We start from the raw sequence: 11,837 nt of genomic DNA, 5'->3' as shown, positions 1-11,837 counted from the left end.
GCATGGGGGCGATCAGCGCACCCAGACGACTTTCCGGGTGTTGCGCTCGATCAGGACCGGGCGCTGATCCACATAGATGTAGCTGTAGTCCGGGCTGTCCGGCACGGCGACGAGGTCGACGTTGTCGGGAATGACGGTTCCCGTCTCGACAGGCCCCTCAAGCACAACCGGGCCGACTGGATGGCGCTCGATATAGGTGATTGTCGCTGGCGGCACTCCCCGGGCGATGCTGCCCGTCGTCTGCACGTCCTGCGCATAGACGACCCGCCGGTCCCGGGTTCGTACGATCACCGGGCGGTTATCGACGTAAACGTAGGCGAGGTCCGGATGGTCGGGGATGGGCGTCAGCACGACGTCTTCCCGAAGGCGGGTTTCAGCCGTGACCGGCCCTTCGAGCACGACCGGTTCGACCGGGTGCTCCACCACGTAAGTGCGTGCGGCCGGTGGAACGGAAGCGGCCGCGCCAAGGGTCGCGCCGGCCACGCCGCCGATCGCCGCGCCGACGGGCCCGCCAACCAGCGCGCCGGTCAAGGCACCTGCCGCCCCGCCGGTGGCGGCGCCGAGCCCGGGGTTGTTCTTCTTTTCTTCAGCGTGGACGGTCGTCGCGCCCGCCAACGCAAGCGCAACTCCAGCCATGAGTATCCTGTACATAATCATCTCCTTCGAACGGGGTCTGTCGGTCCCTTCACCAGGGCCAAACGCCTGCCGGTGGATAGGGTTCCGACGTCCGGACGCGGAGAATTACGAGCCGTCGTCATGGAAACGGCCCGAAACGAGAGGCTGGCGGGTGAAACGTCTCCGGCGGCGATGTGCCGAGGCGAGGGGCAGGGCGCGCCTATCGGGACGCCGCATCGCGATCCTAGACCGCGCTGAACAGCGGATCGCCATAGCCGATCTCCGCACCGTCCGCCTGCAACAGCGTCACGAGCAGGGCATCGCGCGGGGCGAGGATCGGGCGCAGCAGCGAACTGATCGAGACATAGGCGATGATCTCGCCGCGCCGGACCGTCCGGGGCAGCGCCCGCGGGGCGGCGGCGCTTCCGGGATGCGACAGGTGCAGCGTGCCGAAAGCGGTCGAGCGAAAGATCGCGGCCGCTTTTGCGCCCGCGTCTGCCGTCTCACCCGGCGCCTGAAAACGGGGGGCGCGATGGCGCAGGCACAGCCGCAGGCCGCCTTCCTCGATGTCGAGCTCGGCGATGCCGTAGCGCGTCATCAGCTCTTCCAGCCGGCTGGCGAAATCGTCGGTCATTGCGGCGTGCCTCCGAGGGCGCCACCTTCGAGCAGCCGTTCCAGGTGGTGGATGTCGAAGCCGCCGGCGACAAAGCCAGGCTCCTCGAGCAGTTTCAGGTGCAGCGGGATGTTGGTGCGGATGCCCTCGATCGTCGTTTCCGCGAGCGCCCGCCGCATGCGCACCAGCGCCTCCTCGCGCGTTGCGCCATGGGCGATGATCTTGGCGACCAGCGAATCGTAGTGCGGCGGCACCTCGTAGCCGGCATAGAGGTGGGTTTCGACGCGGATGCCGAAGCCGCCCGGTGCGACGAAGCGTTCGATCCGGCCGGGTGAAGGCGTGAAGCGGAACGGGTCTTCGGCGTTGACGCGGCATTCGACCGCGTGGCCCGACAGGCGCACATCGTCCTGCCGAAATCCGAGCGCTTCGCCCTGCGCGATGCGCAGCTGCGCTTCGACGATGTCGATGCCCGTGACCATTTCGGTAACCGGGTGCTCCACCTGGACGCGGGTGTTCATCTCGATGAAGAAGAACTCGCCGTCCTGGTAGAGAAATTCGAAGGTGCCGGCGCCGCGGTAGCCGATCGCAAGGCTGGCTTCTGCGCAGCGCCGGCCGATCGCCTCGATCAGGCTCCGGTCGATGCCCGGCGCCGGTGCCTCCTCGATGACCTTCTGGTGTCGGCGCTGGGCCGAGCAGTCGCGCTCGCCGAGATAGACCGCGTTGCCGTGGGCGTCAGCCAGGACCTGGATCTCCACGTGGCGCGGGTGCTCCAGGAAGCGCTCGAGATAGAGCGCCGGGTTGCCGAAGGCGCGGCCGGCCTCCTCGCGGGTCACGGCGACGGCGTTCGCAAGATCTTCCGGACGGCGCACGACGCGCATGCCGCGACCGCCGCCGCCGCCCGCGGCCTTGACGATCAGCGGATAGCCGGTGGCCGCGGCGAGCGCCTGGATTTCGGCCGGGTCGTCGGGCAGGGCGCCGTCTGATCCGGGTACACAGGGCACGCTGGCTGCGCGCATCGCCGCCTTCGCCGAGACCTTGTCGCCCATCAGCGCAATCGCCTGCGACGGCGGACCGACGAAGACGAGGCCGGCATCTTCCACCATTCGCGCAAACGTCGCGTTCTCGGCGAGGAAGCCGTAGCCGGGATGGATGGCATCGGCGCCCGCATGGCGGGCGGCGAGCAGCAGCGCGTGCGCATCCAGATAACTTGCGCCCGAGGGCGCGGGGCCGATGCAGATCGAGCGGTCGGCGAGTTCGACATGCCGCAGGTTACGGTCGGCCTCCGAATGCACGGCGACGGTGGCGAGGCCGAGTTCCCGGCAGGCGCGCAGGATGCGAAGCGCGATTTCGCCCCGGTTGGCGATGAGCACGGTACCGAAACGCCGGGTCATGGCGTCATCCAATCGGGATCAGGGCGAGTGGATTGGCGGGGCATGGTCAGCCGGCCAGCTTGCGGATGCGAAACAGCGGGGTTCCGGCCTGCACGGCTGCGGCATCGTCGAGGAGGATCTCCAGCACGGTGCCGTCGCAGTCGGCCTCCACCGGGTTCATCATCTTCATGGCCTCGACGATCGCGAGCTGCTGGCCGTCGCGGATCTCGTCGCCCGCATTGATGAACGGTGCTGTGCCGGGCGCGGGAGCGCGATAAAAGGTGCCCGGGAGGCCGGCCACGATCGTGTGCACGTTGCTGTCGATGGCAGCTTCAGCTGCATCAGCCGTCTGGATCGCGGAATATGCGTTGTGGCTGCTCGCCACTGGCGTAGTGTTGCTACGCGCAGTCGCGCCCTTCGCGAGCCGGATGCGCAGGTTGCCCTCCGTCACCTCCATCTCCTCGACATCCGAGTTCGACAGCATCTGCATCAGCCGTTCGATGACTTCGAGATCCATCCCCGACTCCGCCTACTTAAAGGAAATTGCGCACGGTGATGCCGTCCGCCTCGAGCGCATCGCGGACGGTGCGGGCGATCGTCACGGCGGCCGGCGTGTCGCTGTGGACGCAGATGGAATCGATCGGCGTCTCGATCCACTTGCCGGTCACGGTCTCGATCGCGCCGGCACGCACCATGCGCACGACGCGGGCGGCCGCTTCGGCTGCGTCATGGATGACGGCGCCCGGCTGGCTGCGGTGGACGAGATGGCCCTCCTCGGTATAGGCCCTGTCGGCAAAGATCTCCGAGGCGGTGGCGAGCCCCATCTCGTTCGCCTGCCGCTGCTGATGTCCGAGCGCGATCACGAGGCAGACGAGTTTCGGATCGACGGCCTTGATCGCCCGGTTGACCGCCATCGCGACCTCGGCGTCCTGCTGGGTGAGGTTGCCGAGCGCGCCATGGGCTTTGACGTGGGTGATCGGATGGCCGGCGTAGCTCGAAAGCGCCTGGGCCGCGCCGATCTGGTAGGCGACGAGCCGTTCGATCTCGCCGGCGGAGAAGGGAATGTTGCGCCGGCCGAAGCCCCAAAGGTCCGGAAAGCCGGGATGCGCGCCGACGGCGACGCCCCGCTCGCGCGCAAGGCCGAAGGTGGTCGCCATGATTTCCGGGTCGCCGCCGTGGAAACCGCAGGCGATGTTGGCGGACGTCACGACGCGCAGGATGGCGTCGTCGTCTCCCATGCGATAGGCGCCAAAACCTTCCGCCATGTCCGAATTGAGATCGACGCTCAAGGGCTTGTCGGTCATTTTCGTCTCCTCCCGTTCCAACTTGCTTCTAGGACGATTTCGTCCGTCTGTCCCGCCCAAAGCGCAGTTGATGCGATGCGCTCGCCGACGCATGATGAAAGCAGTTGGATTGCGATCCGACCTGATATATCAGGGCCGTCATCGTCAATCCTGCAACGCCGTTCGGATTGGATCCCCCGTTTGATCGACAAAAGCGAAAATCCGGTAATCAGTATGGAGGGGGCGGGCGCCGTTCTGCTCGATGCCGCGAACACGGTCTTTTCGCCGGCAACGCAGGAGCGGATCTGGGCGGTGGCCAGGGCGCTGCGCCGGCTGGACGGTGTTCGCGAGACCGTGCCGGGCATGAACAACCTGATGGTCGTGTTCGATCCGGTCGCGATCGCGCCGGAGAGGCTGGAGCGCAAGCTTGATGCGGCCTGGCACAACATCGTCCCCGACGCCGTCGCCGGGCGCGAGATCGAGGTGCCGGTTGCCTATGGCGGTGCCGCGGGCGAGGACCTTGCCGCCCTGGCGCAGCATTGCGGCCTGACGCCGGCGGACGTCGTGCGGCGGCACGCGCAGGCCCACTATTCCGTCGCCGCCGTCGGCGCCATGCCGGGCTTCGTCTACCTGTCCGGGCTCGATCCGAGCCTTGCCATGCCGCGGCGCGCGGTGCCGCGCATGAAGGTGGAGATCGGCTCGGTCATCATCGGCGGTGCGCAGGCCGGCATCATGCCGGTGACGGCGCCCTCCGGCTGGCACATCATCGGGCGGACGGAGATGGCGCTGTTCGACCCTTCACGCGATCCGCCGGCCGCCTTCCGACCGGGAGACCGGATCCGCTTCCGCGCAGAAAGGATCGAGCTGTGATCGAAATCCTTTCGACCGGTGCGGTCAACAGCGTCCAGGACCTTGGCCGCTCCGGGTTTCTCGACGTCGGCGTCGGCTGGTCCGGGGCGATGGACACGGCAGCAATGGCGGCCGCCAATCTTCTGATCGGCAACCCGCCCAATGCGGCCGGCATTGAGGTTTCGCTCTTTCCCTTCCGCCTGCGCTTTCTGCGCGACACCGTCTTCGCCCTCACGGGAGCGGACTGTCCGGTGACGCTTGGCGACCGGTCGCTGCCGTCGTGGTGGGCGGAGACGGCGCGGGCCGGCGAAACGCTGACGCTCGGCCTGCCGCGTGCCGGCGCGCGCGCCTATCTCGCGATGGGTGGCGGCCTAAACGTGCCGGAGGTGCTCGGTTCGCGCGCCACCGACCTGAAGAGCGGGTTTGGCGGCTGGCAGGGGCGGGGCCTCAATCGCGGCGACCGGCTGCCGCTCGTGGTCGGCGGCGCGCTTCCCGAGGGCGGCATCGGCATCGATCCGACGACCCTGCGCGACGGCGGGGCGCCGACCGAGAGCCCGGTCGTCCTGCGTGTCCTGCCGTCGGCGGAGTACCTGGCCTTCACCGACACGGCGCTCGAGACCTTCTTTTCGACCGCATGGATTGTCACCAACGAGGCCAATCGCATGGGCTATCGCCTCAGCGGGCCCGACCTTGCGTTGACCCGGAAGCTCGAGCTGTTCTCGCACGGCATCATGCCGGGCACGGTGCAGGTGCCGCCGTCGGGACAGCCGATCATCCAGCTGGCCGAGGCCAACACCTGCGGCGGCTATCCGAAGATCGCCAATGTCATCGAGGCCGACCTGTGGCGGCTGGCGCAGGCGCCGGTCGGCGCGACGCTGCGCTTCGCGCTGGTCGACAGGGCGGAAGCCGTCGCGGCGCTCGTTCGCCAGCGCCGCGCACTCGACGACATTGCAACGCTCGCATCGCTTGCCCGCAAGGACAGGCAAAGCGAGCGGCGCCAGACATCCAATCACATGAGTGGAGTATGAAACGATGAGATGGAAACGTACGATCCAGCTGCTGGACGTTCATTGCGAAGGTGAAATCGGCAAGGTCGCGATCGGCGGCGTGCCGAAGATCCCCGGCAACACGATCGCCGAGCAGCTGAACTACATCAACACGGTCGATGACAGCCTGCGGCGGTGGCTTTGCCTCGAGCCGCGCGCGGCGGCGACCGGTTCGGTCAATCTGCTGCTGCCGGCCAAGCGCCCGGAAGCCGATGCCGGCTTCATCATCCTGCAGGCCGACCAGGCGCACGCTTCCTCCGGCTCCAACTCGATCTGCATCACGACGGCGCTGCTGGAAAGCGGCATCATCGAGATGAAGGAGCCGGAAACGATCGTCACGCTCGACACGGCCGCTGGTCTTGTCAGGGCGACGGCGACCTGCCGCGACGGCCGCTGCGAGAAGGTGAAGCTGACGATGGTGCCCTGCTACGCCCACGAGCTCGACGCCGAGATCGACACGCCCCACTGGGGCCGCGTGCGCTTCGACATCAGCTATGGCGGCATCTTCTACGCGCTGGTCGATGTCGACCAGATCGGCACGAAGATCGAAAAGGCCAATGCCCGCAAGCTGGTCGACGCCGGCATGGCGCTGAAGGACCTGATCAACAAGGCGATGCCCGTCGTCCATCCGGAAATTCCGGAGATCAACGGCATCGCCTATGTGATGTTCCGCGACCGCGAGGAAGACGGCACGATCCGCACCGCCACGACCATGTGGCCGGGCCGCGTCGACCGCTCGCCCTGCGGCACGGGCAACTCGGCCAACCTCGCCACGCTCCATGCCCGCGGCCAGGTCAAGGTCGGCGACACCTTCAAGTCCCGCTCGATTATCGGCACCGAATTCGAGGTCGGCCTGCAGGCGGAGACGGAAGTCGCCGGCCGCAAGGCGATCATCCCGACCATCACCGGCCGCGGATGGACCTTCGGCCTCCACCAGGTCGCGCTCGATCCGACCGACCCGCTGGCGAACGGCTTTGCCATGACCGATACCTGGGGCCCGCAGGCCGGCGAGATCCTCTGATCGTGCGCCGTGGAGCCGCATGAGCATCCCGACCTAACCAGCATGATCGGCCGCTGCCTTTCTCGAAAGGTTGCGGCCGAACGAAGAAATCGACCAGCCCAACCGTTTCCGAGGTGAGGGCCGTCACGATCGGGCGGGTAATGAGGTTGGCGATGCAGGAACGAGACCGTTGGGGCGGGCTGCCGGTTGGCCGTCGCGAGTTCGTCGCAGGAAGCCTCCTCGCGCTCGCGTCGATCCCCTCCAGGACCGCTGCGGCCAATGCCGTCATCGGTGCCGCCGATGAAGTGCGCGGCATGGTCAGCCGCAAGATCGGCGGCACGAACGCCCCGATCCGTGCCGGCGCCGACATCATGGACCGCGATTTCATCATCACCGGCGAGCAGAGCTTCGCCGCGCTGACACTGGGCAGCGACACCAAGCTTCTGCTCGGCAGCCAGACCCAACTGCTGGTCGACAGTTTTATCGCCGGCCAGGGCGGCACGATCGAGCTGGGCACGGGCCGAATGATCTTCGATCGGCCGGAGGGAGCGCCGAAGCTGGATCTCGCCCTGCGCACCGCCTTCGGCATGATCGGCGTGCGCGGCACCAAGTTCTTTGCCGGACCGAACCGCGGAGCCTTCGCCGTCTTCGTCGAACGTGGGGCCGTCGACGTCACCGGCGGCGGTGTTACGCGCCGGGTCGGCGCAGGCGAGGGCATCGACATAGCGGCCCCGGGCGCGGCACCTGGGCCAGTGCGGCGATGGGGCGAGGCGCGCATCCGCGAGGCCTATGAAAGCGTCGGGGTGCGCTAGCCTGTTTCCGAAACAGGAAGCGAGCCCGAGCGGTTCTGAAAGACCGCGCGTGCTTGGCGCGGCAGCCACGACGCCTGTTTACGACTGGCGGCAGTCGCCGCTATTGCGGTGCGTCCGGGGTGAAGAGTTCCATCGAACCGATCCCGCGGATCTCGCGGAAGCCGAGGGAGCGCAGGGGGCGGCTGGCTTGCGCGGCGGCGGCGGGACCGATGCAGATGTCGGTTCCGAGCGCCTTGTTTTCGTCCTGCAGGCGCGCTGCGACATTCATCGCCTCGCCATGGGCGGTGTAGTCGAGCCGTCCGCCGGTACCGACCTCGCCGAGCACCACCAGGCCCGTTTCAAGGCCGATCCGCGTCCGGCCGAAGGTGACGGCGGCAAATGGCGGGCGCTGGCGCATCTCTTCGGTTAGGCTGTGAATCGCGACGGCGCACGCGATCGCCTTGTCGACGTGGCGGTCGAGGTCGTCGGGCGCGTTGAACAGCGCGGTCACCGCATCGCCGACGATCTTGTTGACCATGCCGCCTCGCTGCTCGACCAGCGCGTTGACCTCGCGAAAATAGATGTCGAGCAAGGGGACGAGGCGTTGCGGACCGATGCGGTGGGAAAGTGCGGAGAACCCTTCGATGTCGGTGAAGACGGCGGTGACCTGTCGTTCCTCGCCGGCGACGCGATCCAGGCCCGGGTTGTCGACGTAGCGGGAGACGACGGATTCCGGCAGGTACTGGGCAAAGCGCTGACGGGCGGTCTGCTCGGCGCGGCGCACGTGCGAAAACTGCAAGATGCCGGTCACCAGCACAATGGAACCCAGCGCAAGCACGATGCTGACGGCATCGACAAGGAGGGCCGTCTGCCGGTAGATCAGTGCCGCCGCGGCGACGGTGGCGGCGAGCAGGACAAGGCCGAGGGCTGCGGCAGGCATTGGCCGCAGCCGCGTGACGGCAAACGCGATGCCGATCCCCGCCACCAGCGCAAATGCCGCCTCCCAGCCGACAAGGCGCTGGTCGCGCGTCGGGATGAATCCCGTCAGGATCGCGGTGGCAAGATCGGCGTGGATCTGCACCGAAGGCTCGAGCGGCATCGAGGCGCTGGCCCGCAAGCCCCCGAGCGCCGGCATGCTGCTGCCGATCAGAACGACCCTGCCCGCGAGGCGTTCCGGTGCCACCGTGCCGCGCAACACGGCCGTGGCAGACACCGTCCGGCGTGCGATGCGCGCGGCATCCGCGGCGACGAAACGCAGGCTGCCGCTCTCGTCCGGATGCAGGATGCGCGTGTCCTGCCGGATCCAGGCGGGCGTGCCGCCGAGCACCGGCGTCCCCGCGCCGGCGGCGCGGCGCGCCACCTCGACGCCCAGGGCCGGATAGGCGGTGTTGTCGATGATCGAATAGGCCTGGACCCGGCGCACCAGCGCGTCCGCGTCGCCGACGAGAAACGCCGACGCCGCGGCGGCGGCGCGATCCTGGAACATCGGGCAGGACGCCTCGGTTCCGTCGACGAACCAGGAGGGCGGGATGTCCACCGGCCTTTGCACGGCCAGTTCGGGAACGGGCGTCGGTGTCGGAAGCGGTCGGTCACCGATCAGGAATCCCAGCACGGCCGGGACCTTGCCGACGGCCTCCGCCAACGCCCGGTTTCCCGGATCGCTGGCATCGCAATTGCCGCTGAAGACGAAGTCGAGCGCCACGGCGACGGGCTTTGCTGCGGCAAGTGCGGATATCAGTTCCGCCGTATGCGCGCGGTACCACTCGCCGCCGGCCACCGACTGGAAGGAGGCGTGGTCGATATCGACCACGAGCAGCCTGTCACTCTCCGGTGCGGGAACCGACTGGGTCAGCCTGTCGAAGAACAGTTCGCGCGGCGTTTCGAGCGCAACGCGGGGGAGGGTGTAGATTAGGACGGCGCAGAGCAGGCTGGCCAGAATTCCGACGAGAAGCGGCGTGGTGCGCAGCTGTCGGAATTCGGCGCCCAAGGCCGCTACTCGTCCAAGGGTTCGGCTATGCCGAGCAGCTTGCCGATGTGGCAGAAGATGATGCCGTCGGTGCGGCGAATCGCTCCGGCCTCCTCGAGCGTCAGGATCGAGCGGTTGATCTTGGGCCGGCTTGCGCCGACGATGCTGGCGATCTCCGCCTGGCTCAGCGAAAGCTGCAGGTTGGCGCTTTCCGGCAGCTCGTTGCCGTGGATGTTGCGAAGCGTTGCGAGAAAGAAGCGGGCGACGCGGGCGTCGAGGTCGTAGAGGGCGATCGTTTCGAGCTGCTCGGTCGTTTCGCGCAGCTTGGTGCAGAGATAATGGATGATGGCGTGATAGGCTTGGGGATTGCGCTCCAACACCTCGAGGAAGTCGCGCTTGCTGATGATGTAGCCCTCGGTGACGGTCATGGCCGTGGCGTCGGCCGAACGCGGCTGACCGTCGAGGATCGCCATCTCGCCGAAAATCGACCCGGCCTCCAGGTGGCGCAGCGTCAGTTCCTTGCCTTGCGGGGTGATCAGCGCGATCTTGATGCGGCCGGAGACGACGACGATGAGGTAGCTGCCTTCGTCGCCGCGCTGGAACAGCACGTTGCCGGCGTTCCATTTGCGATAGCTCGCGATCGCGGCGACATCGGCGATCGTCTCCTTGGTGAAGCCCTCGAAGATCGGAAACGAGCGCCAGAACGCGGTGCTCTTGCTGATTTCGCTCATGCCCCGATGCTCCCCCCAGCCCCGCGATCTTTGGCGGAATTCTTCCTCCACTCCGCCTTCGGTTGCAACAGAAAAGTCGGAGGCTGAAGCGGCGCAGCCGCGCGCGCGAACTGGGAATCAGGCCGGATATCGTGCGCAAATATTGAACGAACTGTCCACTTGGTGACGGGCTAGTGTAAACGCGAAGTTCTGGTAAAAATTGCCGCAAGAAGTCCCGCTGCAACCCTTTCAGGAGCTTACTCCATGCCTCAGAACGTCGTCATTCTCGTCGGACGCATCCTGCTTTCGGCCATGTTCATCCTGGCTGGCTATCCCAAGCTGCTCGATCCCGCCGGCACCGCCGGCATGATCGCCGGCGCCGGCCTGCCGGCAGCCACCGCGCTCGCCTACCTCGCCGGCCTGTTCGAACTCGTCGCCGGTCTGTTCATCCTCGTCGGCTTCCAGACGAAGATCACCGCCTACCTGCTGGCCGCCTTCTGTGCCTTCACCGCGCTCGTCTTCCACGGCAGCCCAATCAACGTTCCGGACTTCCCGGACGGTGCCAACATGATGCTCAGCATGTTCAACAGCCTGATGATGATGAAGAACCTGACGATTGCCGGTGGCTTCCTCGTGCTGGCCGCCTTCGGCCCGGGCACCCTCTCCGTCGATGCGCGCCGCGGTTCCGCCACGGCCGTCGCCTGAGACACCTGTTTCTCCGGATCGACACAAGCCTCCCCGGCGCACCGGGGAGGTTTTTTGTTTTTTGAAGCCCGCTGTAATCGCCGGTTTGTATGGCAAATGCCGCGCCTTGCTGGTATTCGCTCGGAAACACCAGCAGGAGGCTTGTCATGTTTTCCAATTCGTTTCCGGATCGCGACACGATGGCGGAGCTGCTCGCCCGCATGCTGTGGGAGATCAAGGCGGTCCACTTCCGGCCCGAGGAGCCCTACAAGCTGGCCTCGGGCATGGCGAGCCCGGTCTATATCGACTGCCGCAAGCTGATCTCCTATCCGCGTGTGCGCTCGGCGGCCATGGACTTTGCCGCCGCCACCGTGCTGCGCGGCGCGGGTTTCGAGCAGTTCGACGTGGTGGCCGGCGGCGAGACGGCCGGCATTCCCTTTGCCGCGCTGCTTGCCGACCGCCTCGGCCTGCCGATGATCTACGTCCGCAAGAAGCCGAAGGGCCACGGCCGCAACGCGCAGATCGAGGGACACATGCCGGAAGGCGCGCGCGTCTTGGTGATCGAGGACCTGACGACGGCCGGCGGCTCGATGTTCACCTTCATCGACGCGATCCGCCAGGCCGGCGGTGTCGTCGATCATGGCATGGCTCTGTTCTACTACGGCATCTTCCCGGAGGCCGAGGCGCGGTTCGCCAACGGAAAGGTGAAGCTGCACCACATCGCCACCTGGCGCCATGTGCTTGCCGCCGCCCGGTCAGAAAAACTTTTCGACGAGGCGACGCTCGCCTCGGTCGAAGCCTTTCTCAACGCACCGCTGCTCTGGTCGGCCGACCACGGCGGCGTCAACGCGCTTCCGACCACCTGAGCAAAACCGCTGGTATTTTGCGTGGCGCTCGATTAAATCGATTG

13 protein-coding genes are annotated in these 11,837 nt (G+C 67.0%); 6 read left to right on the top strand and 7 right to left on the bottom strand.

Annotation, left to right across the window (positions count from 1 at the left end):
• Positions 1-12: 12 nt before the first annotated feature.
• The 5 genes from JNC62_RS15740 to JNC62_RS15720 all read right to left on the bottom strand — a co-directional run bounded on the left by JNC62_RS15740 (position 13) and on the right by JNC62_RS15720 (position 3,902).
• Positions 13-651 (bottom strand): DUF1236 domain-containing protein, encoded by a 639-nt coding sequence (locus JNC62_RS15740; RefSeq protein WP_374839965.1) that lies wholly within the window; start codon positions 649-651, stop codon positions 13-15.
• Positions 652-859: 208 nt separating this feature from the next.
• Complete coding sequence (locus tag JNC62_RS15735) at positions 860-1,249, bottom strand: hypothetical protein (RefSeq protein WP_374839964.1); 390 nt, start codon at positions 1,247-1,249, stop codon at positions 860-862.
• Positions 1,246-2,619, bottom strand: coding sequence for an acetyl-CoA carboxylase biotin carboxylase subunit (gene accC / locus JNC62_RS15730; RefSeq protein WP_374839963.1), 1,374 nt, complete (start codon positions 2,617-2,619; stop codon positions 1,246-1,248). The genes JNC62_RS15735 and accC overlap by 4 nt, the downstream gene beginning before the upstream one ends.
• A 46-nt stretch (positions 2,620-2,665) precedes the next feature.
• Positions 2,666-3,115 (bottom strand): acetyl-CoA carboxylase biotin carboxyl carrier protein, encoded by a 450-nt coding sequence (gene accB, locus JNC62_RS15725; RefSeq protein ID WP_374839962.1) that lies wholly within the window; start codon positions 3,113-3,115, stop codon positions 2,666-2,668.
• Between the two features lie 16 nt (positions 3,116-3,131).
• The gene (locus tag JNC62_RS15720) at positions 3,132-3,902 is read right to left on the bottom strand and encodes a LamB/YcsF family protein (RefSeq protein ID WP_374839961.1); all 771 of its coding nucleotides are present in this window, start codon (positions 3,900-3,902) and stop codon (positions 3,132-3,134) included.
• A 180-nt stretch (positions 3,903-4,082) separates the two neighbouring features.
• Here JNC62_RS15720 and pxpB point away from each other — a divergent pair, with 180 nt between their 5' ends.
• The 4 genes from pxpB to JNC62_RS15700 all read left to right on the top strand — a co-directional run bounded on the left by pxpB (position 4,083) and on the right by JNC62_RS15700 (position 7,588).
• Positions 4,083-4,751 carry a 5-oxoprolinase subunit PxpB gene (gene pxpB, locus JNC62_RS15715; RefSeq protein WP_374839960.1) on the top strand — a complete coding sequence of 223 codons (669 nt, stop codon included), beginning with the start codon at positions 4,083-4,085 and terminating at the stop codon, positions 4,749-4,751.
• Positions 4,748-5,758 carry a 5-oxoprolinase subunit C family protein gene (locus JNC62_RS15710; protein ID WP_374839959.1) on the top strand — a complete coding sequence of 337 codons (1,011 nt, stop codon included), beginning with the start codon at positions 4,748-4,750 and terminating at the stop codon, positions 5,756-5,758. Before pxpB ends, JNC62_RS15710 begins: the two co-directional genes overlap by 4 nt.
• Before the next feature lie 4 nt (positions 5,759-5,762).
• Positions 5,763-6,797: a proline racemase family protein gene (locus tag JNC62_RS15705; RefSeq protein ID WP_374839958.1), complete on the top strand. Its 1,035-nt coding sequence runs from the start codon at positions 5,763-5,765 to the stop codon at positions 6,795-6,797.
• A 152-nt stretch (positions 6,798-6,949) separates the two neighbouring features.
• Positions 6,950-7,588 (top strand): FecR domain-containing protein, encoded by a 639-nt coding sequence (locus JNC62_RS15700; RefSeq protein WP_374839957.1) that lies wholly within the window; start codon positions 6,950-6,952, stop codon positions 7,586-7,588.
• Positions 7,589-7,688: 100 nt separating this feature from the next.
• On the opposite strand, the gene JNC62_RS15695 is transcribed toward JNC62_RS15700, so the two are convergent.
• On the bottom strand, positions 7,689-9,554 hold the full coding sequence (locus JNC62_RS15695; protein WP_374839956.1) for a CHASE2 domain-containing protein: 1,866 nt from the start codon (positions 9,552-9,554) through the stop codon (positions 7,689-7,691).
• Between the two features lie 5 nt (positions 9,555-9,559).
• Positions 9,560-10,264 carry a Crp/Fnr family transcriptional regulator gene (locus JNC62_RS15690; protein WP_374839955.1) on the bottom strand — a complete coding sequence of 235 codons (705 nt, stop codon included), beginning with the start codon at positions 10,262-10,264 and terminating at the stop codon, positions 9,560-9,562.
• A gap of 243 nt (positions 10,265-10,507) precedes the next feature.
• Here JNC62_RS15690 and JNC62_RS15685 point away from each other — a divergent pair, with 243 nt between their 5' ends.
• Both JNC62_RS15685 and JNC62_RS15680 read left to right on the top strand, forming a co-directional pair.
• Positions 10,508-10,948, top strand: a complete 441-nt coding sequence (locus JNC62_RS15685) for a DoxX family protein (protein WP_374839954.1) — start codon at positions 10,508-10,510, stop codon at positions 10,946-10,948.
• A 146-nt stretch (positions 10,949-11,094) separates the two neighbouring features.
• Entirely contained in the window at positions 11,095-11,793 is a 699-nt protein-coding gene (locus JNC62_RS15680) for an orotate phosphoribosyltransferase (RefSeq protein ID WP_374839953.1), read from the top strand.
• Positions 11,794-11,837 lie beyond the last annotated feature (44 nt).

Source organism: Mycoplana ramosa (genome assembly GCF_041930185.1).
Taxonomy (GTDB): domain Bacteria; phylum Pseudomonadota; class Alphaproteobacteria; order Rhizobiales; family Rhizobiaceae; genus Mycoplana; species Mycoplana ramosa.
The sequence above is the reverse complement of the archived record's forward strand: the minus strand, read 5'-3'. Positions and strand labels throughout refer to the sequence as shown.

Bases quoted from the DNA above. Each gene is read 5' to 3' on its own strand.
- JNC62_RS15680 (WP_374839953.1), top strand. From the start codon at position 11,095: ATGTTTTCCAATTCGTTTCCGGATCGCGACACGATGGCGGAGCTGCTC.
- JNC62_RS15740 (WP_374839965.1), bottom strand. From the start codon at position 651: ATGTACAGGATACTCATGGCTGGAGTTGCGCTTGCGTTGGCGGGCGCG.
- accC (WP_374839963.1), bottom strand. From the start codon at position 2,619: ATGACCCGGCGTTTCGGTACCGTGCTCATCGCCAACCGGGGCGAAATC.
- JNC62_RS15690 (WP_374839955.1), bottom strand. From the start codon at position 10,264: ATGAGCGAAATCAGCAAGAGCACCGCGTTCTGGCGCTCGTTTCCGATC.
- JNC62_RS15700 (WP_374839957.1), top strand. From the start codon at position 6,950: ATGCAGGAACGAGACCGTTGGGGCGGGCTGCCGGTTGGCCGTCGCGAG.
- JNC62_RS15720 (WP_374839961.1), bottom strand. From the start codon at position 3,902: ATGACCGACAAGCCCTTGAGCGTCGATCTCAATTCGGACATGGCGGAA.
- accB (WP_374839962.1), bottom strand. From the start codon at position 3,115: ATGGATCTCGAAGTCATCGAACGGCTGATGCAGATGCTGTCGAACTCG.
- JNC62_RS15735 (WP_374839964.1), bottom strand. From the start codon at position 1,249: ATGACCGACGATTTCGCCAGCCGGCTGGAAGAGCTGATGACGCGCTAC.
- JNC62_RS15685 (WP_374839954.1), top strand. From the start codon at position 10,508: ATGCCTCAGAACGTCGTCATTCTCGTCGGACGCATCCTGCTTTCGGCC.
- JNC62_RS15705 (WP_374839958.1), top strand. From the start codon at position 5,763: ATGAGATGGAAACGTACGATCCAGCTGCTGGACGTTCATTGCGAAGGT.